Here is a 24,947-nt window from a genome sequence, read left to right on the forward strand (position 1 = left end):
CCCCTCCTTTCTATTGCACGATTTGAGTCGCTGCTCGGTTGATCTGGCCGGCATTGCTTGGTAGCAGCCATTCGGTATAGCGTTTGTACTCGTTGTTGATTTTGACGAAATACGTTGGCGTCAAATCCACGACCTGACTGTTGTCCTTTTGCGGCTGCCAATAGTAGCCAAGTTGAATATCTTGCACCGACGTTTCACTATAACCAGCGTGAGCCAACTGGGCCAGGACATCCGCGGTGCTCGGCAGGGATACTGCCGCCTGCTTAGTAGGAATCGCAACGGTTAGATTGTTCAAGGAGAAGGTCATGGCTAAGCCATTGCTGGAGTTGGTGACTTCGACGGTGCCGTTGTACACATCGTTGAAAATCGGCAAGCCTTGCGCATAAGAGCGGAAGGTTACCGTATGATTGGTTTTGTCATAACCCGCGTAATGCATGGTATTAACGCCTTGCAAGTTCAACTTGGTAATGGCTTTATACCCCGCCTGCAGGGTCGCGGTCAACTGCTTCGCCTTCGCACTGCCGCTGTCCTCATACTGCACCACATCGTCGTCATCGTTCAGCGTCATGCGGTACCGGTCGTTCAGTGTGTAAATGACTTCATTGCCAATTTCCCGCGAATCCACCGTGTTACCTTGCGAACTTGGCATCAGCAGCGAAACGAAATGATTGGCGTTTTGTTGATCGAGCAAAAAGGCATACGGCGTCACAGCGATACTCTGGTCAAACGCGGTAATCCATTTCCCGTTCAACTTCTTTTCTGTGACCGGCAAACTCGTTGCTTTGACACTGGTCAGCACTTCATTCACTTGCGTTGCGCTGGCATTTTTTAAGGTGACTTCACGTTTGGTGTGCGTTTCATCATTCAACAGCGTCAGCTTCGGTGTTTTGTCGGCGAGGTGAATCAGCAGCCGGTCAAACTGAAAATCGGCCGGGGTATTCACTGCCGGATGCTTGAAATAGCGCGTGTTAAACAGCTTAAAGCTAATCGGCCCAGCATATTTCAGCTGCAGGGTCTGATCCGTCTGGAGCAGTGCGGTGTAGGCCGCGCCACTTAAGGTCGCCTTCGCGCCGACCTTGACGATGCGCCAGTTGCGCAGTGCCTGGTGCAGCTGGCCAGTCACTGCCGTATCGGGCTTAAACAGCAATTGTTTTTGGCCTGATTCCACCGCATACGCCGTAGTCGGCATCAACAGATACTCAGTCTGCTTACCCACCGCAGTGTCAGGCGCGGTTTTGACCGTGGCCGATGATTCTTGGCGACCAAGGCGGGACGGGTTTTGCCAAATGAGCCAACTGAAAATCAGACTCAGGGCCACCATCGTCATCAAACTGACGCGTAAAATCCAGCCACTAAGCTTCATCCCAATCACCTCCGTCTTCATCTAGCGGTTGGTAAGGCAGTGAAATGTAGAAGGTACTGCCTTTGCCTTCTTGCGAATCGACCCAGATGCGGCCGCCCAGCGCTTCGATGACTTCTTTGGAAATCGCCAGCCCCAACCCGGTGCCCCCTTGCTGCCGAGAGCGCGCCTTGTCGACGCGGTAGAAGCGGTCGAAGACTTTGTTGATATCCTGGCGGGGAATACCCAGGCCTTGGTCAGAAATCGATAAAATGACATGGTTATGCGTTTCTAGCAACCGCGCGGAAATGACGCCGCCATCTGGGCTGTACTTGATCGCATTATTCATAATATTGTCGATCACTTGCATAAACTTGTCCTGGTCGATTTCAACCCACAAGTCGCGCTTGGTGATTTCGCGGCGAATTGAGTACTGCTTGTGTGTCGCATGCGCTGGTAGGCTCTGGTTATTATCCTTACCAGCCTGCTCGTTATCGGTTTTGAGCATCATATCGAACCGGTCAAGGATGTAGTTGAAGAACTCGTTCAGATTCACGTATTCCAGTTCAATTTTGCTCGTGCCAGAATCCATCCGCGACAGCGACAGCAGGTCGTTGATCATGCGAATCATGCGGTCCGTTTCATCCTGCGTCACCTTCAAAAACTGCGGCGCAATCTCGGGATCCTGCCAAGCGCCGTCGCTCAGCGCCTCAATGTAGGAACGCATCGAGGTCAGCGGCGTCCGTAATTCATGCGAGACATTCGACACGAATTCCCGGCGCTCGCGTTCGTCCTTTTGCTGTTCAGTGACATCATGCAGCACCGCCACCAGCCCGGAAATAAACCCAGTTTCCCGCTGAATCAGGCTGAAGTCCACGCGTAAAATCAGCTCGTGATTGAGCTGCTGCGAGAAATCGAGCAGCAGTTCCTTTTGATTTTCGAGCAAATCGCGCAGCGTGTAGTCTTTTTCAATGTTGAGCAGGCGCAAAATCGAGACCCCAATCACGTCTTCGTTCTTCGTGTTCAGGAAATCCAGTGCCGTTTCATTGATGATGATGACATTGCCGCGCCGATCGGTGGCGATAACGCCATCGGTCATGTGGGCCAGCACCGAATCTAGCCGCCGCCGCTCCGCCTCACTGGCCTCCTGGGCCTCCTCGACCCGCACCGACAGGTTGTTAACTGCCACCGCCAACTGGCCCAGTTCATCCTGCCCGTAAATCCGGACTTGACCGGAATAATCGCCGCGGGCCATCCGGATTGCCTGCTTTTTCATTTCCTCGATCGGCCGCGTGATGGCGCGACTAATGACAATCGAAATAATGACCCCCAGCATCCCCGCCACTAAACTGGCAATCAGGAAAATGCGGACGATCTGATTGATATTGTGATACACGGTTTCCATCGAGGCCGTCACCGAAACTGCCCCAATGACGGCGTTACCTTCACCGGTGGCACTCGGGTTTTTGATTGGAATAATCCGCGTATACATCGAGCCGGTGTTCGAGGCATATTCATAGCCCTCAAAAATCTGGCCATTATACAGCACATTTTTGATGTTGTTATTCGCCGACTTGGTGCCGACATCGCCTTGCGCATTCACGTTGGAATTCGCCCGCACCGTGCCCTTGGCATCCACCACCACAATCGTCGCGGTGTTAGCAATATCAGCCTGAGAAATCGTGGACTTCATCGACCCATTCGCATCGTCAGTATCCGTGCGCATCAAATCCGTGGCCAGCTTATCCTGCAAATAAGGATCCAAGTTAATGCTGGTCTTGAACGTATCAATATTCTGCTGCTCAAGCGACTTCACAAAATACGCGCCAATGATTTCCACCGTCACTAACAACAGCAGAATAAACACCAGCGCGATTTTGAAGTTGATCGATTGAAAGAACTTGATCTTCTTATTCATGAAAATCTCCAAATGAAAGGCTGCGAAGTGAGGCCGGTCTTAGCCTGACGCTTAGCCTAGCTCAAGGCATTGCTGGCGCTTTTGGCCAGTGATGCCTTGAGCCTAGCTAAGTGCTCAGGCGTTGCCGACCGAAGCGCAACTATAAAGGCTGCGGAGCGGGGCGCATTTAGGATGACGGCTAGCCTAGATCACCGCATTGAAGCCGGTTTTTGGCTTCGAGGCGGTGAACGTAGCTAGACGCTCATCCGTTGCCCCGCGGAGCGCAACTGAAGGCTGCGGAGCGGGGCGCACTTACCGGGATGGCTAGTCTAGTCCAGCGCACTGAAGCCGTACTTTGACTTCGAGGTGCTGGACGTAGCTAGACAGTCCCGCGTTGCCCCGCGTAGCGCAACTACAAGCTGCCAGCCCGCTCGCCTTTATTCCGCGTCCGGGTTCTTCAAGTAATACCCCACCCCACGCCGGGTGATCAGCCATTCCGGATGCGAAGCATTGTCTTCGATTTTTTCGCGCAACCGCCGCACGGTCACATCAACCGTCCGCACATCGCCAAAGTAATCATAGCCCCAGACGGTTTGCAGCAAGTGTTCCCGCGTCATCACTTGGCCCAGGTGCTGGGCGAGATAATGCAGCAACTCAAATTCACGGTGCGTCAGCTCGATTTTATCGCCGCGCTTAGTGACCGTGTAAGCATCAGGATGGATGGTCAAATCGCCGACGGTCAGCTCCTTGTTGTCATCATCTTGCTCCTGCTGTTGCATGCTAGCGCCACTGCGCCGCAAATTAGCCTTGACCCGCGCTACCAGCTCCCGGTTAGAAAATGGCTTGGTGACGTAATCATCAGCGCCCATTTCGAGCCCCAAAACCTTATCGATTTCGGAGTCCTTAGCGGTCAGCATGATGATCGGCGTGTCATGGTCTTTGCGCACTTGGCGCGCAACTTCCAGCCCATCAATTTTCGGTAGCATTAAGTCCAGTAAGATTAAGTCAGGATTTTCTTCGTTTACTTTGGCTAGCGCTTCTTCACCGTCGTATGCGGTGACCACGTCGTAGCCTTCTTTGCTCAAATTAAATTTGACGATATCAGAGATTGGTTTCTCATCGTCAACCACAAGGATTTTTTTTGCCATCATTGGCCTCCAATACTCTCCAGTTGCGTTGTTTCTATTATAACGGTTTCTCACGGGTTGGGCAAAAAGCAGTAAAAGGCTGCGGGGCGGGGCGCATTTAGGATGCCGGCCAGCCTAGCTCACCGCATTGAAGCCGGTTTTCGGCTTCGAAGAGGTGAGCGTAGCTAGACGCTCATCCGTTGCCCCGCGGAGCGCAACTGTATTGCTCAGCATGTCTGCACCCCCGGGCAGGCCCGCCCTACGAAGTGGTTCTCGTTTCACTATTGGCTTAACCCTAGCATGCGTCGCCGTCTGGAGCCCCTGATGCCGTTGAAGGTGTTCTGGACGAAAGCAACGACATGGCCCTACATGAATATTTTTTGCATATTCTTGAATTTTTCTTGCATATTTTCCCAAATGGGTATATATTCATATAAAATTCATCTTGAGGGGTTGGCAGGTTATGCATAAATTTTATCGGTGGGTCCTCAGTCTCATCGCCGTCTTGTTCATCGGTGGCGGCGTGGCCACGGCATCGACCCAAACGGTCCAGGCGGCAACAAATGACAGTACGCCGGCGGCCATCAAAAAACGGGGTTACATCATTCTTGGGGTATCGGCAGACTACGCCCCGATGGAATTTCATGCGACCGTCGACGGCAACGACAAAATCGTCGGCGCCGACATTTCCCTAGCGAAGAAAATCGCCAAGGATATGGGCGTGAAATTGCAGATTAAGGAAATGGGCTTTGATGCGCTGATTGGCGCCTTGAAGACTGGCAAAGTCGACATGGTCATTTCCGGGATGTCGGACACCCCAGAGCGGCGCAAGCAGGTCGACTTTTCCAAGCCTTACACCTACGAAAAGCAAATCATGGTCATCCAGAAAAAGGATGCCAGCAAGTACAAGAACATTGCCGATTTCGAAGGCGTTAAGGTCGGTGCCCAGAAGCAGTCGACACAGGAACAAATCGCCAAAGCTGAGCTGCCTGATGCCAAGATTGTCAGCCTCGAAAAGGCGAACGACGTGATTGCCCAGGTCCAATATGGGAAAATCAACGCTGGGGTCATGTCCAACGTGGTCGCCGGCGCTTACGTCCAAAAGAACCAAGCGCTGAAAATCATCGATCCGAAGTTTGCCACCGGGAAGGCGCCAACCGTGGTCGCCATTGCTAAAGGCAACAGCGGCTTGACCAGCGCCGTGAACAAGAGTATCAAGGACATGCAAAAGCAAGGCCTCTGGTCCAAGTACATGGACGAAGCCTACACCCTGCAAAACCAAAGCAACAGCTTCTGGCAGAAATATGGTAGCTTCTTCATCAAAGGCGCTGTTAACACCTTGGTCTTCGCGCTGTTAACGGTTATCGCCGGGACGGTGCTGGGCACCCTGCTGGCCTTGATGCGCCGGAGCAAGGTTTGGATTTTGAAAGCCATCGCGGTCATCTACGTGGAATTCATCCGCGGCACGCCTTTGATGGTGCAAGCTTTCATCGTGTTCTTCGGGACGCAGGTGTTGGGGCTGAACTTATCCGCCTTCGTCGCTGGGGCCATCGCCATGGGCATCAACTCTGGCGCTTACGTGGCCGAAATCATTCGCTCCGGCTTGAACTCCGTGCCGATTGGCCAAACCGAAGCGGCGCGTTCCTTGGGGCTGTCTGGTAGCGAAACCACCCGCTTCGTGGTCCTGCCGCAAGCGATCAAGAACATCTGGCCAGCGCTGGGGAATGAATTCGTCACCGACATCAAGGAAAGTTCTGTGCTGTCCGTGATCGGCGCGACGGAATTGATGTTTGAAGGGACCACGGTCCAAGGCGCATCGTTTGAACCGTTTTTCCCGATGATGATTGTGGCTTTGATCTACTTCGCCATGACCTTCATCCTGAGCCGGTTGCTCGGGGTCGTGGAACGGCGGATGAACTAAGCACGGTGACAAAGGGCGGGCATGAGCCGGCCTTTTGGTGCGTTACCCGGTCATGAGCATTAAACTGTGAACTGAACCAATTGAGGAGGAATTATTGATGACAGACAAAATTGTATTGGCATATTCAGGCGGCTTAGATACTTCGGTGGCCATTCCTTGGCTCCAAGACCGCGGCTACGACGTTATCGCCGTGTGCCTGAATGTCGGCCAGCCCAATGCGGACATGGCCTTCATTCAAAAAAAGGCCCTGCAGGTGGGCGCGATTGAAAGCTACGCCATCGATGCCCAGGACGAATTTGCCGATACCTATGTGGCGCCTGTGATCAAAGCCAACGCCTTGTACGAAGGCGACTATCCGCTGGTTTCCGCGCTGTCGCGGCCGCTGATTATCGACCACCTGGTGCAAATTGCCCATGAACACGGCGCCGTGGCCATTGCCCATGGCTCCACCGGGAAGGGCAACGACCAGGTCCGTTTCGAAGCCGCCATTCACGCCTTGGATCCACAGCTCAAAATCGAAGACCCAATTCGTGATTTTCACTGGTCCCGGGAAGAAGAAATCGACTACGCCAAGGAGCACAACGTTCCCGTGCCGATTGGCAAAAAATCGCCTTATTCCATCGACGCTAACCTCTGGGGTCGCGCCAACGAAGCCGGCATTCTGGAAAATCCTTGGAACCAAGCGCCAGCTGACGCCTGGGCGATGAGTGTGGCACCAGAAGAAGCGCCAGATCAGCCAGTCTTCATCGATTTGACCTTTGAACAAGGCCTGCCGGTGGCGATTGACGGCGAAGCGATGAAACTCGCTGCTTTGATTAAGCACTTGAATAAGCTGGCCGGCGAAAACGGCATCGGCCGCATCGACAAAATCGAAAACCGCATGGTGGGCATCAAGTCCCGCGAAGTTTACGAAGCCCCAGCCGCGGCGGTCATCATGGCGGCGCACCACGAACTGGAAAACCTGACCTTGGAGCGCGACGTGGCCCATTACAAGCCGCTGATTGAGCAGCAACTCGCCACCATGATTTACGAAGCCAAGTGGATCACCCCCCTGTTTGACGCCCTGATGGCCTTTGTTGACCACACCCAAACCGTCGTCAACGGCGTGGTGAAAATGAAGCTGTACAAAGGCAACGCCACCCCAGTCGCCCGCAAGTCCGACACGAACTCACTTTACGATGAGAACCTGGCGACCTACACCTCAGCTGATACCTTCGATCAGGAAGCTGCCGCTGGCTTTATCAAGCTGTGGACCTTGCCGGGCACGGTGTTTGAAGAAGTTAATCACGTGCACTCACAGAAACCGGAGGCCAAATAATGACCGACAAACTTTGGGGCGGCCGGTTCACCGCCAAAGCCGCCAAATGGGTCGATACCTTTGGCGCCTCGATTAGCTTTGACCAGCAAATGGCCAAAGAGGACCTCACCGCTTCCATCGCCCACGTCAAAATGCTTGGCGCTCAAGCCATCATCCCAAAAGCTGACGCGGCGACGATTGAAGCCGGTTTGAAGGCCCTCATGACCAAGCTGGAAAACGGTGAACTGCACTTCACCGTCGAAAACGAAGATATTCATTTGAACATGGAAAGCCTGCTGACGGATTTGATTGGGCCGGTGGCGGGTAAGCTGCACACCGCCCGCTCCCGCAACGACCAAGTCGCCACGGATTTTCACCTGTGGCTGAAAAACCGCCTGCCGGAAATCATGGCCGCAATCAGCGACTTGCAAACGGTGCTGATCGAAAAAGCCGAGGAGAATGCCGGCACCATTATGCCGGGCTACACCCACATGCAGCACGCCCAGCCCATCACGTATGGTCATTATCTGCTGGCGTATTTTGAAATGTTGCAGCGTGACTATGAACGTTTTGAATTCAACCAGAAGCATACCGACATGTTGCCGCTTGGCGCCGCCGCGCTGGCCGGCACGACCTTCCCGATTGACCGAGAAGCAGTGGCGGCAAGTCTCGATTTTGACGCCGTGTACCACAACAGCTTAGATGCTGTGTCCGATCGCGATTTTGCACTGGAGTTTCTCAGCAACGCCGCAATTTTGATGCAGCATCTGAGCCGGTTGGCCGAAGAACTCATTCTCTGGTGCACGTATGAATTCAACTACATCGAAATGGCGGACACTTTTGCCACCGGCAGTTCGATCATGCCGCAAAAGAAAAACGCCGACTTCGCGGAACTGGTGCGTGGCAAAACCGGCCGGGTCTACGGTGCCTTGATGGGGCTGTTGACCACCATGAAGAGCCTGCCTTTGGCCTACAACAAGGACATGCAGGAAGACAAAGAGCCAGTGTTTGATGCGTATACCACCATTCTCGGCTCGCTCCATATTTTCACCGGCATGCTGGAGTCGATTACCGTACACAAGCAGCGGATGCATGACGCCACGACCAATGACTTCTCCAACGCCACGGAATTGGCGGATTATCTTGCCACCAAAGGCGTGCCGTTCCGGCAGGCGCACGGCATCGTCGGCCAACTCGTGCTGCATGGTATTCAGACCCACCAAAGTCTGCAAGACATGCCGCTAAGCGAGCTGCAAGCCGCCGCACCACAGATTGAAAAAGACGTTTATGCCGAGCTCACCTCGGAAGCTGCTGTGAACCGCCGCACCAGCCTCGGTGGCACCGCGATGGCGAACGTTGAAAAAGAAGTGGCCCGCGCCAAGGAAATCATCGCGAGCCATTAAAGTTAAGGACTCAGCATCGCACAATGCGATGCTGAGTCCTTTTTTCTTCACCCCTACCAGCGTCAAAGTAAAACGGCGCACCTTGTGGCATCGCCGTCACTTAAGCTAAGCATTCATTTGGAAGGCGCAACGCCCGCTAAAGCCGCTGGTAACCGACAGCCTTGACGTCCTGATGCGCCGCTAAGTATGCCTGCCATGGGGCAACCAGCCAGTCACGATCAAGCACGCGGTCTTCATTCAAAGAGCTACGCTGCGCTAAAAGTGCGCTCGGCGTGCCCGGATGCGTAATCAAAGCTAACGTGCCAGCCTCCGATAGCGCTTGGACGGCGGCGGCCACGGTTGCTAGATCATCAGTGGTGTGCCGCAAGCCTAACGTCTGCGTTGGTGCCGTGACCGACCGCGTCTTCAGCATCCCCCAAAGCTTGGGCTGCTGCCCAGCAACTAGGTTATGCCGTAGCGGCAGACCTGTTTCTTGGGCCAGCCGGGACACCACGTCAAACACCGCGGGACTGAGCAACTCGAAGTTCTTGTGGGTGGTGATGTGATCAATCATGATTCCGAAACGCTGGGCCAGCTTGATTTGCTGGCGCAGTTCGCTGGCTAGTTCACCCAGGTTGATTTCACCAATCGCCAGCCGGGCCGTGAATTGATCAAATGGCAGCAAATAGCCGCGCTCATCCACCAAGGACGCTATTTGCTCCGGCGAGCTCGCCGGCAAATGACGGTCGATGATCAGATGAATACCCATCTGCGTGCGGCCAGCTGCCTCGGCGAGTTGCATGGAATCTTGAAACCCTGGCATGGTGGGCATGCAGTTGGTCGCCGTTACGACGCCCTGATCCAGCAGCGCCAAAATCGTTTTGGTAATCGCTGGCGTCAGGCCAAAATCATCCGCTTCCACAATCACTTGTTTCACGATGACACCCCCCTTTTTGCTTACTGTACCAGAAAACCGGCCACACGAAGCGGCCGGTTGCAGGCAAAACTAAAGTAGGTATTGCTGCCACAACTGGGTGGCGGTGTTCAGAAAGCGGGCGCGATTTTGGCCTTGTACATTGCCTAAAATCACCACGCCTGACTGCCCGTCGCGGCTGATTTGCACCGTCGACAAGAAGCCATAGCCTGAACCGTTAGCATGCAGTGCTTGCGGCTCATTCAGATAGAACCCACCGCCGTAATGTTGCCCAGCCGGGTACAGCGCAGCCGGCGTGACCCCAAGCAGTTTGCCAGAGACCAAGGCCTGCTCGGCGCGGAACAGATCCGTGGCACTCATATACACCTGGCCGGTCCCCAGTTCCGCATGCATCGTGTCCTTCGAGACGAATTCCGGTTCAGCATACAAATTGCTGCCTTTAAGCGAGTAGCCGGTTGCGACCGGCTGGGTAGCAGACAAGTCATACGCCATCGCGGTATGTTTCAGCGCAAGCCGGTCGCGGTACAGGCCCATGAACAGTTGCTGGTAATCTTGCTGGGTGACTTGTTCAAGAATGCCCGCCAGCAGCACATAATTCACTGGCATATAGGCATATTGCCCCAGGGTCTTCGGCCGCACGGTCAAATGCGCCGCGTCATAAGCCACCAGCTGGGCATCGCTTTGATATTTGGGCACCAACGTATGCGGCGTGCTCAGGCCCGAGTTCATGTGCAGCAGATGGGCCACGGTCAGCGTCGGCTGGCCTTGCAAGCGCGCGTAAAATTGTCCGACCGGGGTGGTCAGGGCGAGCTTACCCAGCACCATTTGTTGCATCACCAAGCCCGCAGTCAGACTTTTTTGCAGCGAGTCGATTTGAAACATGGTATCGGCGGTGTTCAGGCGTTTGCGCGCGGCATTGGCATAGCCCGCACTGTACTCGGCGACAATGCGGTTATGCTTGACCATTAAGGCCGTGCCGGAAAAATGCTGCTGCGCCAGCGGCCGTTCTAGGGCCTCTTGCATAGTATTGTTGATCGCGCGTGGCAGCGAGTTGCCGGCTTTTTGGGCTGGCTGCGCTTTGGCCTTTACCACCACCGTCTTTGTTTGCGCTGGCGGTTTTGGCGCTGTCCAGCGGCCCAAGCTAAACCCTAAGCCCAAGCTCAGCGCAGCCACGATGCCTAGCAAGGCAAGGCGGCGGTGGACGCGACTGCGGTTATTTTGTGCATAACGCATGTGCTCACCCCACTGTTTTCGTCTGTGCCCAGGCCTTGGTGTAGAAATAGTCATTCAGCTGGTAGTGCGGGGCCAGTTGCGGCGTCGTCAAAAACGGCTTGACCACGTGATCGACCGCCAGCCAGCCTTGCCAGCCCAAATGAATGGTATCTTGCATGAAGTAAGGCTGGCTGCCTTTTTGACTCAGATCCAGCACCTTATCGAAGCCTTGTTCAGCAAGCTGATACTTGAGTTTACCCACCGCTTCTTCATATTCCGGCATCGACAGGCCGGTGTAGCGGGCCCATTTTTGGTTGATCGGCGGAATAATGAATTGCACGTTCATGTTCGCCTTGGCAAACTGCTGGAGCAGCAGCTGAAAGTCGCCGTATTCTGGGCTGACGCGATAGTCGAAGCCGCGCTGACTACCAGCCAGCTGCTTAAGTCGTTTGCCCTTGAGCCGCTTATTGAAAAAGTCGTTGTCGATGCCTAGGTTGTTCGAGGTGGTGCGCGCCTTGCCGATTTGCGTAGCTAGCGTGCTGAGGGCCGCCGGGTCGTCCGTGGCCGGCAATCGCCGCATGCCGCGTTCAATGTCGTGCCAGCGCGGTGAAATCGACAAGGTGCTGAAAAGGTTGTCCTCATTTTTCAAGGCTTGCAGTTCGGCTTGCAGCCCCACGCGTTGCGGCTTGGTCAGGCGCTGACCAGCAGCAATGCGATACAGCGCATCACGCATCACGATACTTTTGGCCGGGGCCCCCATGGCGAGCAGGCGGCGAGCTGCATAGCGATCCGCTTCGCCGCGGCCGGCCTTGAGTAGCCAAGTCGCGAGCTGCAGCGGGGAGTAGTATTGATCAAAAGCGGCTGGAATTTGGCCTTGCTTGGTGAACCACTGCATCGAAACGATGAACACCGCCCGTTTGCCATGGAGCTGCGGCATCATGGTTTGTTCATCGACAAAATGCACCAGTGACTGGGTCCCTGGATCACCCAGCAACAGCGGCTGATAAGCACGGTGATACTTGGCCGCTAAAACTGAAGGATGAAACGGGTCCATCCGCGCCAGCTCTGAAGAACCATAAAAGGGCACATAGTTTTTGGCCAGGGCTTGGTGCTTGATGCGCTGGCCGCCGAGAACGGTTGGCGACAGTGATACGGCGTCAGCGTGCAGCCGCTGCATGCTTAATTTCTGGTTTGGTAGCGGCGCCAGCAGCAACCCCAGCACAATCAAAGCCGCTAGCACTACCGGCCCGAAAATTTGCCAGAGTCGTTTTTTCATGCCGTTGCGCTCGCTTTGGCAATGATTTTCGCTGGGGTGTCCCACTGACTGCGGTCGAATTCAGAGACAGGGACGTCCACGCCGAGCTGGGATTGCAGTTCCAGTAGGAGTTGCACGGTGTCCATTGAGTCGAGCAGACCGCTTTCGAAGAGGTTTTCATCCAAGTTGGCAGCGAAGTCCTCGCCGGTTAAGTCGTTCAGAATTGCCAAAACAGTTTCTTTTGTATCCATGTTATTTTCTCCTTTGATTGTGTGATTGCCCGCTGGTTTGGACGCCGGCGACCTCCGCGGTGGATCGCTGCTGGCGGTGCGGCCGGTCCGAGCCGAAAAGCGGTCTCGGACCTAACGATTGAGCCGCAGCGCCCCACCGCTCCAGCCGCCAGCACCCAAACCAGCTCCTTAACAGAAACAGGTGGCACTTGGATCATAGATTTTACATTGAGCTTAATTTACTTAAACCACAGCGTGTCCAAAAACCCTGAAAAGATGAGGAAGCTGAAGCAGACGACATTGAAGGTGATGAAGATGGCCAAAGCTTCGGTCCAGCGGTTGTGCGGTAGTTGTTTGCGGTGCTTCTTTTTGAAGCGAAGCCAGTAGTCGTTGATGATGATGGCACCAGCGTGGAAAAGACCGTAAACGATGTAATACCAAGTGACGCCGTGCCAGAAGCCCATCACCAGGAAGTTGATCAGGTACGCGACTTGCGAGATGCGAATGCGGTTTTTGATCAGTTTGTGTTTCATGATGAAAAAGGTGACGCGCATGAAGATGAAATCGCGGAACCAAAATGAGAGCGTCATGTGCCAGCGGTTCCAGAAGTCCTTGATGTTGTGCGCCTGAAACGGCCGGTTGAAGTTCATGGGGGTGTTGATGCCCATCACTAAGGACAACGCCACGGCGAACAGGCTGTAGCCGGCAAAGTCGAAGAACAGATACATGGCGTAATCGTACATGTATAAGCCCAAGGCCGGGCTGAGGTCGAGCCAGCCGCGGTGCACCATGGCGGCTTGGGCAAGGCGCGGGAGCCATAAGGTGCCAAAGACATAGCCCAGAATGAACTTGTAGAAGAAGCCGAGAAACAGGTACCACACGGCGCGTTCCAGCATGGCCACATAGTCGCTTTGGGTCGGCACCTGCTCATAATCCTGGGCGAAGCGCCGGTAGCGGTCGATGGGGCCAGAGGAGATGACCGGCATGAACAGCATAAAGCGCAGGAACATCCCCAATGACAATTGTTTGATGGTGCCGTCGCGCAGCTCCATCAGTACTTGCACGGCCTTAAAGGTCAGATAGGAAATCCCCAGGAACCCCAGCAGCGATTGGTTGGGGCCAAGCGCCGGGGTCACTTTGACAATGACCAGCGGCAAAATGCTCAAGGCCACCACTGAAACAAACACCGGTGTCGTATTTTTGGTTTGGCGATACCGCGCGTAGCCTGCCACCAGCAGCAATTGATACACCACATACGCGATCAGGGCCACGCCTTGCTGCCACTTGGCGCCGGTGAACATCAGCGTGATGAACGCCGCCGAGACGATAGTTTCATAAATGCGCAGCCGGTGCCCGTAATACAGGCCAATCATCAGTGGTAACAGCGCCACCAGCAAGAGGACGAAATATTTGGGGTCGGCATAAGGTTGTAAATTGATCATTGGCCATTGACCTCAGCAATCAGCGCTTTGACCGCCACCTTGCCATTTTGGGTCAGTGGCAGCTCATCGCGGTAAATGAAGCGTTGCGGCACCATGTACGGCATCATCACGCCTTGCAAGTACACGCGAATGGCTTTGGTCAAGGCCAGCCCGGATTCGGCTGGCGCTTCAGGGACGACATAGGCCAAAAGTTGCGCCACCTTATGTTCGGCGTTGTATTTCGGCACCGCCACCGCTTGGTGAATCATTGGCGCCTGGTTGAGGTAATGGTCCACTTCTTCCAACTCAATGCGGTAGCCGTTGAGCTTGATTTGAAAATCGGTCCGGCCTTGATAGAAAATCAAGCCGTCTTCGGTGATGTAGCCGAGGTCGCCTGTTTTATAGCCGCGTACGGCGCCGGCGGTAAAGGCCGCAGCAGTCTTTTCTGGGCGGTTGAGGTAGCCTTTGGACACGCTCGGGCCAATCAGCTCCAGCTCCCCGCTTTGGTGATTATCGGCTTCACGCTCGGAGCCTGGCACCAAGGTGATGGTGGTATCCGGTTTGGCATAACCAATCGGCAGGCGATCATGGTCGGCCAACACTTGATCCGTGATTTCAATCGCCGTCACCGCCACGGTGGCTTCAGTCGGGCCATAGGTGTTAAACACCTGCGCCTTCGGGAACCGCTGGCGCAGCTTGGCTGCGGTGGCATGGGTCAGTTCTTCGCCGCAGAAGAACAGCTGCTTCAACGCTGGGTAGTGCACCGCGTCAAAGGTCTGATCCAGCAAGCAGATATCAATGAAACTAGGCGTGGATACCCACACATCCACTGGCAGCTGGGGCAAGGTTTCGAACAGTTGCTTCAAATTCTCAGTCGCTTCACGCGGCAAAATCTGCAGGCAGCCACCCGCGGTTAAGGTCGGGTACAAGGACATCACAGACAGGTCAAAGGAAAACGGCGCTTGCGCCAACATCCGCGGCTGGCGTGGCAAGTTGAAGCTGGCCATCCACGCCACAAAGCTGGTGAGGTTGCCATGGGAAATCTGCACGCCTTTGGGCTGGCCAGTGGTGCCAGAAGTGAAGATGATATAGAAATTATCATCAGCCGCTGGGGTCGGCAGCGTCACCGTCAGTGGCACGGTCATCATTTCCGCCACTTGACCTGGGGTTTTCACTGGGGTCTTCAGCGCTACTGGTACTGGCTGCGTGGCCAGCACCACCGCTGGCTCGGCGATGGCTTCAATCATCAGCAGGCGGTCTTGCGGCGAATGAGTATCGACCGGAATATAGGCCCGCCCGGCTTTGACGACGCCTAAAAACGCCGCGATGGCGGCGAAGCTTTGGTCGCAGTAGACCAGCACTGGGCCGGCAGGTAAGGCGCTGGCTAAAAGCGCGGCTGCAATGCCGTCGGAGGCGGCCTTCAGTTCGCCATACGTATAATGATCGGCCAACACCGTCAGCGCCGGCCAGTCGGGATGGGCCAGCGCAATGTCATCAATTTGTTGCACGATTGTTTTCATGAGTGCCTCCTAGAATTCGTTGTAAATAAAGTGGCCACCAGCGACGCCGCGATAGCTGTATAAGTAGACCAAAATTAGAATGATCACGGTGTAAAACAGCGTTTTGGCGACGAATTTCACGCTCGGTTTCGCGAAGAAAGCTTTCATCTGGGATCCTTCTTTCTGCATTAAAAAAGCAATGACCTTAGTGTAGTGGTCATTGCTTTTACCTTCAGGAGCACTTTCTAAACCCGAGATTAGAGATTTTCAGAATCCGCCAACGGCAGGTGCACCATGAAGCGACTACCCTGGGGCACATTATCGACCACGCTTAACTCACCGCCGCTGAGTGTGGTCAACTGTTTGGCAATTGCCAAGCCCAAACCGGTGCCTTTAATCGCTTTGGACCGGGATTCGTCCACCCGATAAAAGCGATCAAAGATCTTCCCCTTTTCCGCATCAGGAATCCCAGGGCCCAAATCCGCCACGCTTAACAGCGCGCGCTGGCCGCCCTTAGTGATCTGAATCGTGACAACACTGTTAGCTGGGGCATATTTGCGGGCATTGGACAACAGCGCCAGCAAGGTATGTTCAATCGCTTCGGCGTTGGCCTGCACCATTAGCTGATGCGGGGCGATGACTTTGAGGGGCTGCGGCGTTTGCTGCTGATAGCGACTGACAACACGTTTGACCTGGGCCACCAAATCATAAGCGGCCACGCTCATTTGGGCGTTTTCCATGCGCGACAGCGCCAGCAGGCTTTCGATCAGCTGCTGCATCTTCTGCGATTCGTCATCGATGACCGCTAGCGAATCGTCAAACAGTTCTGGGTGCGCCTTGCCATGGCGCTGTAGCAAGGCCACATGCCCGCGAATTGCCGTTAACGGCGTGCGCAGCTCATGACTGGCATCCGAGACAAATTGGTTGTCTCGCACCACTTGCTGCTTGAGCGAATGCAGGAGCCGATTAAATTCCACCGTCAGTTCACGCACTTCCTCTGGTCCTTGCGGCACCGGCAGCGCTTCTTGCCCATCGGGACTAGGAGCGTCCGAAATCACCTTCGCCGCACTGGTTAAGGTCACCAGCGGCTGGTTAAGGCGCCGCGCTAGGACCCGCGTCGCCCAGCTGCCGACCAATAGACCCAGCAAAGTGATGCCGCTACTCATCAGCAGAATCATTTTGAAAATCTCAATCATGCCATTGAGGCTCAGCCAGGTATCATACACGACTTCCAGCTGGCCTTCCTGCTCCACGGCGCGGGTGTGGTAATACACGCCTTGGTTGCCCTGGTATTGAACGTTCGAAATCAGCGGCCAAGTCGACCAGGTGTTGTCCAAAAAGCGCCGGGTGTTGCGGGTGTAGTAACGTTGCACCGTTTTTTTGCCTTGCTTGACCTGAATGCGGGCAAAGGTGTGGTGTGTGTTGACTGGGGTGTTTTCGTGCCAGTATTCCCAGTCTGGTTCATCTTGGTCGAACGAGGCCTTCAGGGTTTTCATCAGCTCCACGCTGTCGTCGTGTTTGTTCTTGATTAAATGAATTCCCACCACCGTGATGGTCGAAAAGCTCACCAAGAGCATCAAAATCACGAGCAAGCGATTGTAGGCATGCGTGATGCGGGCTGCGCTGCTATTACCCCGCTTACTCATCAGTTGGCCCTTCAGCTAGCATGTAGCCGATGCCACGCACCGTTTTCAGCAAAGTCGGCGTACCAGGCTGGTCGAGCTTTTGCCGCAAGTAGCGGACATACACATCGACAATGTTGGCTTGACCATCAAAACTCGTCCCCCACACGGCATCCAGCAATTGATCGCGAGTCAGGGGCTCGCCGCCATGCTGCATGAACACCAGCAGCAAGTCGAACTCCCGCTGGGTCAGCTGCGTCAGCTGACCGCCGCGCCGCACCTGCCGCGCTTTAGTATCCAGGGTCAGGTCCGCCACATGGAAATTCGTCTGCACCTGATGATTGCGGCGAATCAGCACCCGAATCCGCGCCAGCAACTCCTCGATTTCAAAGGGTTTGGTGATGTAATCATCCGCACCATTATCCAGGCCGGCGACTTTATCGCCGACATAATCGCGCGCTGTCATCATCATGATGGGCACTGCCGAGGTTTTGCGGATGCGCCGCATCACTTCTAGACCATCAAGCTTGGGAATCATCCAATCCAGCAAAATCATATCGATCTGGTCCCCTTGCGCCTGAAAGGTAGCAAAGGCCGCTTCCCCATCCTGCGCCGTCAGGACCTTGTAGCCTTCAAAATTCAATTCCCGGTCCAAATATGAAATCAACCCGGCTTCGTCTTCTACTAATAAAATCGTTGCGGTCATGGCTGCCTCCTGCAGGTAAAGTCCCTATATAAGGATAGCACGCGGCAGACACGGCTTAAGATAACAAAAATGTCACCTCTTTTTTTCAGCCAGTCGCTGCGGCCGACTTCGCAGCCCAGGTCGTTGCGCTCAGCCGGGCAATGCCCGAGCAGTTAGCTACGACCGAATCAAAAATCCAATCACCGCCATTAATCGGTGATTGGATTCTGATGGTGCTTACTTCTTCGCCGCCCGCTTGGCGCGAATGTTGCGGATGTAGCCCCGGACGAGTTGCAGGAACGTCTGCGTCTTGACGATATGTTCAGCGGGAATATAGACCCGAATGGCACGCAGGGTGCGCTTGGGATCCTTGCTGGCAAAGGCAAAGTTGCCACTGTGCTGCGTGTGAATCGTGAAGCGCGGGATGTATTTACCTTTGAACATAATCGTGGCCTCAACAATGGTCACTTCACCCCAAGGAATCTGGATGAACTTGCGCCGGTTGCGATTGGAGAACCACTCGAAGCCTTTGTCGCCGACCATGATTTTGCCGTAATCAGCGATGCCCAGATAGGACGTGGCATCGACGGTCAGATCGACTTTCGTGTTGATGGATTGAATGACTTCTTGCATGGTTAATCCTCTCTTGGCTTTTGCAACGATTATACGCATATTAATGGCAAAAAAGAAAACCTCGAAGCGGCTGCTCCGAGGTTCTGCGGAACACTATTACATCCAGCCGGCAACGTGGAAGAGAATCCCGACCACGAACAGACCCAGGATGATGACGATTGGTGAAATCTTCTTCTTCAGCAGCCACATGCACAGCAAGGTGAGCAGCAGTGCCGCCAAGCCTGGAATCAGTTGATCCAAGTTGTTTTGCAGCGTCGTGACTTTGATCTTGTCCAAGGACAAACCATTGGCCTGCTGGGTCAAAGCTTCCTTGATACCTTTCGAACCGGAATCAAGTGAACTCCAGTCGATGTAGGCCCCTTTTTGCTGAGAAATCTTGGATACGATTGGCGTGAACTTCACGCTGACCCACCGGTTAACCAAGGCACCCAGGATGAACATCCCGAGAATTGAAGCGCCTTTGGTGACGTCTTGCAGTAAGGTACCGGACATATCATCGGCAATCCGGGAACCGGCCTTGTAGCCGAATTCCTGGGTGTACCACATAAAGGCAATCCGCATCAGGTTCCAAACCACGAAGAAAATGATTGGACCCATGATGTTCCCGGACAAGGCCAAGGAAGCGGCCAAGCCGCCGAGAATTGGCCGCGCGGTGAACCAAAACACTGGATCGCCGACCCCAGCCAGCGGACCCATCATGCCGACCTTAACCCCTTGAATGGCAACGTCGTCAATTGGGGCCCCATTCGCGCGTTCTTCTTCCAGCGCCAAGACCACACCCAAAACCGGAGAAGCCAGGTATGGGTGGGTGTTAAAGAACTCCATGTGGCGCTTCAAAGCTGCGACGCGGTCCTTCTTAGCCGGATACAACTTCTTGATTGCTGGAATCAGTGAATAAGTCCAGCCGCCGTTTTGCATCCGTTCGTAGTTCCAAGAGCCCTGAAGGAAGGTCGACCGCCAGCAGACCTTCAAACGATCTGACTTAGTTAATTTAATCTGTTCAGCCATGTTTATTCCCTCCTTCGTCAATAATTATCGATGATGTCGCCGACAGGATCGCCGGTGCTTGCGGACCCGCTGTTACCGTTAGAGGAGCCGCCCATCTTCGACAAGGTCAAGTAAATCAATGCCAGCGCCACGCCAATCGCCCCTAAAGCAATCAGGGTCAACTGGGAAATGGTGGCCATCACGAAGCCAAGGGCAAAGAATGGCCACACTTCGCGGGTCGCCATCATGTTCAGCACCATGGCATACCCAACAGCCACGACCATGCCCCCGCCAATGCCAAGGCCATCAGTCAGCCATTTTGGCATCAGGTTCAGCAAGGAGCGCACCGGGCCAGCCCCAACGGCCAAAATCAGGCCGGCTGGAATTGCAATGCGCAGTCCCTGCATGGCAATCGCCACGTAGGACCAGAAATCAATCATCTTGAAGCTGCCTTCTTCGGCCGCTTTATCCATCAAGTGCACAATCGCCGTGGCAAGCGTACGAACCAAAGTGGTCAGCAGCAAGCCAGCAACGGCCAGCGGTACCGCCAGCGCAATCGCAGAGTTAACCCCGGCGCGGCCTTGGCCGCCCAAAACCAAAATAATAGCAGAAGCAACAGAAGCCAGTGCGGCATCAGGCGCCACCGCGGCCCCAACGTTCGCCCAACCCAAAGCAATCATCTGCAGCGTCCCACCTAGGATCAGGCAAGGAACGAGCTGGCCAGTCACCAAGCCAATCAACGTACATGCAATAACTGGTTGATGGAATTCGAATTCGTCAAGAATCCCTTCGACCCCAGCTAAGAATGCAACGATGAGGACCAAGATGATTTGAATAAAGTTCAAACTCATTAGTGTATCCTCCCTTTAATGTTAGGAATGTCGATTATTTCTGTGCGTTCAGCGCATCTTGCGCCTTTTTGAGGATGGCATCCATGTTGTCTGGCTGGTCACCTGGGACCTTCCGGACATCAAAGGACACACCCTTTTCCTTCAAGGTTTTGAAGGTATCAATATCGGTTTGGTCAAAGGCCAAGACCTTGTTCGGTTGGACTTTACCCACTGAGTGCGCCATTGAGCCGACGTTCAGGGTCTTCAGCGGTACGCCGCCTTCGATGGCCTTCAGGGCGTCCTCTGGCGTTTCAAATAATAGCAATGCCCGTTCGCCGCCGAAATGCTGATCGTCTTTGGCGATTTTGATCATCTGATCGATAGGAATAACGTGCGCCTTGATTCCAGCTGGCGCCGCATCGGTGATCAATTGCTTACGCAGCTTGTCATGCGCGACACTGTCTGAAACCACGATAATCCGCGTCGGGTTAACCGACTTACTCCAAGCAGTGGCCACCTGACCATGCAAAAGCCGCGAGTCGATGCGCGCCAAGACATAAGTCAAGCTGCCTGGCCGCCCGCCTTTCGCTGCTGGCGCAGCGGCCGCAGGAGCTGCAGCTTCCGTCTTCGGTTCAAGGTCCTCGGGCTTAATTTTGACCCCATCGCGGCCCGCTTCAATGATGTGGGCAGCGATTTCTTGTGCTGAATCCATGGACAAACGGGAACCGTAAGCTTCAATCAGCATTGGCAGGTTCAACCCAGTCACAATTGCCCACTTATCTTTGTGGTCTTCAAACAACCCATTGGCTTGGTTGAATGGTGAACCGCCCCACAAATCAATAAGGAACAGTACTTGTTCATCTGAGTCGAGCTTGGCAACGGCCTCCTGAAGATGCGCCTTCAGATCGTCTGGGCCTTCGTTGGGCTGGAACGTGACTGCTTGCACGTTTTCCTGCTCACCGAAGATCATCGAACCTGATTGCATAATGCCACTGGCAAAATTACCGTGGCTGGCAAGGATGATTCCGACCATTGTTTGTCGCCTCCTATATTTATTTTATTCGGGACACAGTATGCGCTCTCATTTGTCTGAAACCGGTTCGACAGTTCAGCGCATAAACTCATCCAGAGGTTAGTATGCCCAAAACTCTGGGTAATTGCAACAAACAACCCCTGAAAAAGCGGAGCGTTTTCATGAAAGTTCCTGAATATCGGTATTCAATTGGTTAAAAGTTTTTCAACAATTTTTTTATTTTTCACCGGAATGGCTCATTTTCAATTCAAAGCAGTGCAGCCGCGTCATATCGTGATTTATCGAGCAATTAACTAGCTTTTCTCGGCTTGGGTTCCTGTCTTAACACCGTACTTATCTTAACATTAGCTATGAAAATTGACCCTTTCACCGTCCGGTTTTGAGCAATTGGTTCGTTTGGCTTAAAAGCGCTTTCAGCGATTTTTACATTGTGCAATAAAGGCCAAAAACCGCTTATCATCTAAATTAGAACGCATAAATATTGCAAATTTAGTCTATACTTTTCATCTATACCACTATTCAACGCTTGAATGTCGCGTACCTGATGATCGGCTCGGTCAACAGCCTGAGCAAAGCCGCGTCCCTGCGCCATCGCGGACCCGGATTGCTATTCGACTGACGCAGGCGACGCTCGGTATTCGGCCGGCAGACTGACCTAAACCGATTAGGTATCGCCAAACCGGCCAGATGTGTCATCATTATCGTTCACACCTTACGCTGTCTGGCACGATTGTTATTCAACTAGCGTAAGCGCAAACCTGCGGCACCCAGTGGTCCAGTCGTGAGTTGGGTTGACCTTTGGGGGCCAGCCGTCCGCCGCCCCCGTCTAAGATCTTCGGCGCCCTTGACAACCGTGGCGCTAGTCAGTACAGTAGAGCTCGACAATTGAATTTACCACTACGAAATAGAGGTCGCGGAGAAGACGAACGCTGAGGAGTGCCTGACCACGTTGAATCAGCCGTAAGCGAATCCGCCGAAATTGACCAGCTCATCAAGGGCGCTGGTCAGTTGGGCCAGAGGGCGAATAGCTCCTGGACTGTCGAAGCATCTTGCTTCGGAGCGCTATGATTCTGGCTTAACCACTGAAATCATCGGTCGACCTTTGTTTGCTACGGGTCGACCTTTTTTGTTGGGCCGAAACGGTACCGACCGCTCAGTCAGCTGAGCGAGCACTCTATTTCCCGATGTCTGGTCTTGGCAACAAGACCAATTTGAAGGGAGTTTTTCACATGATGAAGGGTTTTAACCGCCGCCTGCTTGCTGTGGGGGCGACCGTGATTGCGGCGTTGGGGCTGGCCTGGCCAGCGCAAACAACCCATGCCGCGGATAACGGCACATTCAAGGTCGGCATGGAAGCCGGCTACGCGCCATTCAACTGGACGCAAAGCACCAGCGCTAACGGTGCCGTGAAGATCCAGGGTTCGCAAGATTACGCCAACGGTTACGACGTGCAAATGGCGAAAAAAGTCGCCAAAGCCTTGGGCAAAAAGGTGGTCGTGGTCAAAACCGACTGGGATGGCCTGTCCCCGGCTTTGACCTCTGGCAAAATTGATGCCATTATCGCCGGCATGTCCCCGACCGCGGAACGGCGCAAAACCATCGATTTTTCCAGCACCTACTATGCCAGCAAACTGACCGTGGTCGTCCGCCGCGATAGCAAATGGGCTAAAGCCAAGAGCATCAGCGATTTCAAAGGCGCCAAAATCACCGCGCAACTGTCCACCTTCCACTATCAAGCGATTAAGCAAATGAAAGGTGTCATCAAGGAAACTGCGATGAACAACTTCCCGGCGATGCGGGTGGCACTAGAGTCCGGCACCATCGACGGTTACGTCTCCGAAGTCCCAGAAGGCATCACGGCGCAGGACGCCAATCCAAATCTGACCTACCTCAAGTTCAGCAAGGCTAATGGCTTTAAGACTGATCCCGCCGACGTGGATTTGGCGATTGGGCTGCGTAAAGGTGATCCTGACAAAGCCACCATCAACGAAACTTTAGCCAAAATTTCCACCACTGAGCGCAATCACTTAATGGATCAGGCCGTAGCGAATCAGCCCACAACCGACAAGCAAGGCAACTGGCTACTTGCCATTTTGAAGCAATACGGCCCGATGCTCTTGCGCGGCACCGGCATGACCCTGCTGTTGGCCTTGGTCGGCACGCTGGTGGGCTTCATCATTGGCCTGTTAGTCGGCGTGATTCGCACCATTCCGCGGCAGAAAAAGGCTGCCCAGCGCGGCCTGCTGGCAGTCGGCAATTGGCTGCTGTCGGTTTATATTGAAGTCTTCCGCGGCACCCCAATGATTGTGCAAGCCGCCGTGCTGTATTACGGCGCAGCGCAAGTGATGCACATCAATATGGATAAAACGCTGGCCGCGCTGGTGATTGTGTCTATCAATACTGGCGCCTACATCGCTGAAATCATGCGCGGCGGGATTATTTCCGTCGATGAAGGCCAATTCGAAGCAGCGCACGCGCTGGGCATGACCCATTGGCAAACCATGACTAAGGTCATTTTGCCGCAAGCCATTCGCAACAGTCTGCCTGCCGTCACGAACGAATTCATCGTCAACATCAAGGACACCTCGGTGCTGTCGGTCATCTCTGTTTCCGAGCTGTTCTTCACCGGGGAAACCATTTCTGGGCAAAGCTTCCAGTTCTTCCACACCTACCTGATTGTCAGCGCCATTTACCTGATCATGACCTTCACCATCAGTCGCCTGTTCCGGTTGATTGAAAAGCGCCTCGATGGCCCGAAGAACTACAATGTGGAAAATAACCAGATGCAAGTTGTTACCCCAACGATTAAGTAAGGAGGCTCCTCATGACAGAACCCATTATTGAAGTCCGTAATTTGAAGAAAACGTTTGGGACGCATGAAGTCCTCAGCGATATCAACTTTGCCGTGGAAAAAGGCCAAGTCATTTCGATTATTGGCCGCTCCGGGTCTGGGAAATCCACCCTGCTGCGGAACATCAACCTGCTGGAAACGCCAACTTCTGGCGACATTTTGTTCCACGGGGAAAGCATTTTGGCTGACAAATTCGATTTGCCACTGTATCGCGCTCATGTCGGCATGGTGTTCCAAAGCTTTAACCTGTTCAACAACCTCACCGTCCTGCAAAACGTGATGGTCGGCCAGCAAACCGTGCTGAAGCGGGACGCTGACACCGCCAAAAAGCACGCCCTAGAACTGCTCGCCCAGGTTGGCATGGATCCCTATATCAACGCCAAGCCCAGCCAGCTCTCCGGCGGCCAGGAGCAGCGCGTGGCCATCGCCCGTGCCGAAGCCATGGACCCGGAAGTCTTGCTCTTTGACGAGCCAACTTCCGCTTTGGATCCAGAAATGGTGGATGATGTGCTCAATGCCATGACCGCCTTGGCCCATACTGGTCTGACCATGATTATCGTCACCCACGAAATGGCTTTCGCCCGTGATGTATCCGACAAGGTCGTGTTCATGAACCAAGGCGTGATTGCTGAAAGCGGCACGCCAGACGAACTGTTCGGTCACCCGCAAAAACCAGAAACTCAGGAATTCCTGAAGCGGTATCTGAACCGCGTCTAGCTAAACGAAGCGCCGCCGAGATTGCATCTCGGCGGCGCTTTTGTGGTTTGATGGAAAAGGGTCTGATGTTACGAA

At 54.1% G+C, this 24,947-nt stretch carries 21 protein-coding genes and 1 riboswitch; of the genes, 5 read left to right on the forward strand and 16 right to left on the reverse strand.

The features are described from left to right. Positions 1–10 precede the first annotated feature (10 nt). The 3 genes from EKM90_RS01745 to yycF form a co-directional block, all read right to left on the reverse strand. Positions 11–1,384 (reverse strand): YycH family regulatory protein, encoded by a 1,374-nt coding sequence (locus EKM90_RS01745; RefSeq protein WP_125579334.1) that lies wholly within the window; start codon positions 1,382–1,384, stop codon positions 11–13. Then, positions 1,353–3,257 (reverse strand): cell wall metabolism sensor histidine kinase WalK, encoded by a 1,905-nt coding sequence (walK, locus tag EKM90_RS01750; protein WP_125579335.1) that lies wholly within the window; start codon positions 3,255–3,257, stop codon positions 1,353–1,355. The genes EKM90_RS01745 and walK overlap by 32 nt, the downstream gene beginning before the upstream one ends. A 416-nt stretch (positions 3,258–3,673) precedes the next feature. Next, positions 3,674–4,384 carry a response regulator YycF gene (gene yycF / locus EKM90_RS01755; protein ID WP_125579336.1) on the reverse strand — a complete coding sequence of 237 codons (711 nt, stop codon included), beginning with the start codon at positions 4,382–4,384 and terminating at the stop codon, positions 3,674–3,676. 442 nt (positions 4,385–4,826) lie between these two features. Between yycF and EKM90_RS01760 the strand changes: the two genes are divergently transcribed. From EKM90_RS01760 to argH, 3 genes are all read left to right on the forward strand, one after another. Continuing rightward, positions 4,827–6,284, forward strand: coding sequence for an ABC transporter substrate-binding protein/permease (locus tag EKM90_RS01760; RefSeq protein ID WP_125579337.1), 1,458 nt, complete (start codon positions 4,827–4,829; stop codon positions 6,282–6,284). A gap of 97 nt (positions 6,285–6,381) precedes the next feature. After that, the gene (locus tag EKM90_RS01765) at positions 6,382–7,602 is read left to right on the forward strand and encodes an argininosuccinate synthase (RefSeq protein WP_125579338.1); all 1,221 of its coding nucleotides are present in this window, start codon (positions 6,382–6,384) and stop codon (positions 7,600–7,602) included. Further along, positions 7,602–8,984 (forward strand): argininosuccinate lyase, encoded by a 1,383-nt coding sequence (argH, locus tag EKM90_RS01770; protein ID WP_125579339.1) that lies wholly within the window; start codon positions 7,602–7,604, stop codon positions 8,982–8,984. The genes EKM90_RS01765 and argH overlap by 1 nt, the downstream gene beginning before the upstream one ends. A 136-nt stretch (positions 8,985–9,120) precedes the next feature. Here the strand turns inward: argH and EKM90_RS01775 are convergent, their stop codons facing one another. The 13 genes from EKM90_RS01775 to EKM90_RS01835 all read right to left on the reverse strand — a co-directional run bounded on the left by EKM90_RS01775 (position 9,121) and on the right by EKM90_RS01835 (position 21,304). Continuing rightward, positions 9,121–9,900: a carbohydrate deacetylase gene (locus EKM90_RS01775; protein WP_164507810.1), complete on the reverse strand. Its 780-nt coding sequence runs from the start codon at positions 9,898–9,900 to the stop codon at positions 9,121–9,123. Between the two features lie 69 nt (positions 9,901–9,969). After that, positions 9,970–11,130: a serine hydrolase domain-containing protein gene (locus tag EKM90_RS01780; protein WP_164507811.1), complete on the reverse strand. Its 1,161-nt coding sequence runs from the start codon at positions 11,128–11,130 to the stop codon at positions 9,970–9,972. Positions 11,131–11,134: 4 nt separating this feature from the next. After that, positions 11,135–12,385, reverse strand: coding sequence for a D-alanyl-lipoteichoic acid biosynthesis protein DltD (gene dltD, locus EKM90_RS01785; protein WP_125579342.1), 1,251 nt, complete (start codon positions 12,383–12,385; stop codon positions 11,135–11,137). Continuing rightward, the gene (gene dltC / locus EKM90_RS01790; RefSeq protein ID WP_125579343.1) at positions 12,382–12,615 is read right to left on the reverse strand and encodes a D-alanine--poly(phosphoribitol) ligase subunit DltC; all 234 of its coding nucleotides are present in this window, start codon (positions 12,613–12,615) and stop codon (positions 12,382–12,384) included. The genes dltD and dltC overlap by 4 nt, the downstream gene beginning before the upstream one ends. Positions 12,616–12,833: 218 nt before the next feature. Beyond that, complete coding sequence (gene dltB, locus EKM90_RS01795) at positions 12,834–14,036, reverse strand: D-alanyl-lipoteichoic acid biosynthesis protein DltB (RefSeq protein WP_125579344.1); 1,203 nt, start codon at positions 14,034–14,036, stop codon at positions 12,834–12,836. Continuing rightward, positions 14,033–15,535 (reverse strand): D-alanine--poly(phosphoribitol) ligase subunit DltA, encoded by a 1,503-nt coding sequence (gene dltA / locus EKM90_RS01800; RefSeq protein ID WP_125579345.1) that lies wholly within the window; start codon positions 15,533–15,535, stop codon positions 14,033–14,035. The genes dltB and dltA overlap by 4 nt, the downstream gene beginning before the upstream one ends. 9 nt (positions 15,536–15,544) lie before the next feature. Next, a complete protein-coding gene (locus EKM90_RS01805) occupies positions 15,545–15,703 on the reverse strand; it encodes a teichoic acid D-Ala incorporation-associated protein DltX (protein WP_404819932.1) in 159 nt (52 codons plus the stop codon). Between the two features lie 68 nt (positions 15,704–15,771). Then, on the reverse strand, positions 15,772–17,160 hold the full coding sequence (locus EKM90_RS01810; protein WP_125579347.1) for a sensor histidine kinase: 1,389 nt from the start codon (positions 17,158–17,160) through the stop codon (positions 15,772–15,774). Further along, on the reverse strand, positions 17,153–17,842 hold the full coding sequence (locus EKM90_RS01815; protein WP_125579348.1) for a response regulator transcription factor: 690 nt from the start codon (positions 17,840–17,842) through the stop codon (positions 17,153–17,155). The genes EKM90_RS01810 and EKM90_RS01815 overlap by 8 nt, the downstream gene beginning before the upstream one ends. 216 nt (positions 17,843–18,058) lie before the next feature. After that, positions 18,059–18,454, reverse strand: a complete 396-nt coding sequence (locus tag EKM90_RS01820; protein ID WP_125579349.1) for a DUF956 family protein — start codon at positions 18,452–18,454, stop codon at positions 18,059–18,061. A gap of 96 nt (positions 18,455–18,550) precedes the next feature. Next, a complete protein-coding gene (locus EKM90_RS01825; protein WP_125579350.1) occupies positions 18,551–19,462 on the reverse strand; it encodes a PTS system mannose/fructose/sorbose family transporter subunit IID in 912 nt (303 codons plus the stop codon). 17 nt (positions 19,463–19,479) lie between these two features. Continuing rightward, positions 19,480–20,292 (reverse strand): PTS mannose/fructose/sorbose transporter subunit IIC, encoded by an 813-nt coding sequence (locus EKM90_RS01830; protein WP_125579351.1) that lies wholly within the window; start codon positions 20,290–20,292, stop codon positions 19,480–19,482. 34 nt (positions 20,293–20,326) lie between these two features. Further along, complete coding sequence (locus tag EKM90_RS01835) at positions 20,327–21,304, reverse strand: mannose/fructose/sorbose PTS transporter subunit IIA (protein ID WP_125579352.1); 978 nt, start codon at positions 21,302–21,304, stop codon at positions 20,327–20,329. An 897-nt stretch (positions 21,305–22,201) separates the two neighbouring features. After that, a riboswitch (Lysine riboswitch) is annotated at positions 22,202–22,377 on the forward strand. Between the two features lie 156 nt (positions 22,378–22,533). On the opposite strand from EKM90_RS01835, the gene EKM90_RS01845 reads away from it, so the two are divergent. After that, on the forward strand, positions 22,534–24,117 hold the full coding sequence (locus EKM90_RS01845) for an ABC transporter permease subunit (protein WP_125579353.1): 1,584 nt from the start codon (positions 22,534–22,536) through the stop codon (positions 24,115–24,117). Between the two features lie 11 nt (positions 24,118–24,128). Then, the gene (locus EKM90_RS01850; protein ID WP_125579354.1) at positions 24,129–24,872 is read left to right on the forward strand and encodes an amino acid ABC transporter ATP-binding protein; all 744 of its coding nucleotides are present in this window, start codon (positions 24,129–24,131) and stop codon (positions 24,870–24,872) included. The last annotated feature ends 75 nt before the right edge of the window (positions 24,873–24,947 follow it).

The organism is Lacticaseibacillus suibinensis (genome assembly GCF_003946175.1).
Classification (GTDB): Bacteria; Bacillota; Bacilli; order Lactobacillales; family Lactobacillaceae; genus Lacticaseibacillus; species Lacticaseibacillus suibinensis.

Coding starts and splice junctions, on each gene's coding strand:
- EKM90_RS01745 (WP_125579334.1), bottom strand. CDS start 1,384: ATGAAGACGGAGGTGATTGGGATGAAGCTTAGTGGCTGGATTTTACGC.
- EKM90_RS01810 (WP_125579347.1), bottom strand. CDS start 17,160: ATGAGTAAGCGGGGTAATAGCAGCGCAGCCCGCATCACGCATGCCTAC.
- EKM90_RS01780 (WP_164507811.1), bottom strand. CDS start 11,130: ATGCGTTATGCACAAAATAACCGCAGTCGCGTCCACCGCCGCCTTGCC.
- EKM90_RS01815 (WP_125579348.1), bottom strand. CDS start 17,842: ATGACCGCAACGATTTTATTAGTAGAAGACGAAGCCGGGTTGATTTCA.
- EKM90_RS01825 (WP_125579350.1), bottom strand. CDS start 19,462: ATGGCTGAACAGATTAAATTAACTAAGTCAGATCGTTTGAAGGTCTGC.
- EKM90_RS01765 (WP_125579338.1), top strand. CDS start 6,382: ATGACAGACAAAATTGTATTGGCATATTCAGGCGGCTTAGATACTTCG.
- EKM90_RS01805 (WP_404819932.1), bottom strand. CDS start 15,703: ATGCAGAAAGAAGGATCCCAGATGAAAGCTTTCTTCGCGAAACCGAGC.
- yycF (WP_125579336.1), bottom strand. CDS start 4,384: ATGGCAAAAAAAATCCTTGTGGTTGACGATGAGAAACCAATCTCTGAT.
- EKM90_RS01850 (WP_125579354.1), top strand. CDS start 24,129: ATGACAGAACCCATTATTGAAGTCCGTAATTTGAAGAAAACGTTTGGG.
- argH (WP_125579339.1), top strand. CDS start 7,602: ATGACCGACAAACTTTGGGGCGGCCGGTTCACCGCCAAAGCCGCCAAA.
- EKM90_RS01845 (WP_125579353.1), top strand. CDS start 22,534: ATGATGAAGGGTTTTAACCGCCGCCTGCTTGCTGTGGGGGCGACCGTG.
- EKM90_RS01835 (WP_125579352.1), bottom strand. CDS start 21,304: ATGGTCGGAATCATCCTTGCCAGCCACGGTAATTTTGCCAGTGGCATT.
- walK (WP_125579335.1), bottom strand. CDS start 3,257: ATGAATAAGAAGATCAAGTTCTTTCAATCGATCAACTTCAAAATCGCG.
- dltB (WP_125579344.1), bottom strand. CDS start 14,036: ATGATCAATTTACAACCTTATGCCGACCCCAAATATTTCGTCCTCTTG.
- dltC (WP_125579343.1), bottom strand. CDS start 12,615: ATGGATACAAAAGAAACTGTTTTGGCAATTCTGAACGACTTAACCGGC.
- EKM90_RS01760 (WP_125579337.1), top strand. CDS start 4,827: ATGCATAAATTTTATCGGTGGGTCCTCAGTCTCATCGCCGTCTTGTTC.
- EKM90_RS01820 (WP_125579349.1), bottom strand. CDS start 18,454: ATGCAAGAAGTCATTCAATCCATCAACACGAAAGTCGATCTGACCGTC.
- dltD (WP_125579342.1), bottom strand. CDS start 12,385: ATGAAAAAACGACTCTGGCAAATTTTCGGGCCGGTAGTGCTAGCGGCT.
- EKM90_RS01830 (WP_125579351.1), bottom strand. CDS start 20,292: ATGAGTTTGAACTTTATTCAAATCATCTTGGTCCTCATCGTTGCATTC.
- dltA (WP_125579345.1), bottom strand. CDS start 15,535: ATGAAAACAATCGTGCAACAAATTGATGACATTGCGCTGGCCCATCCC.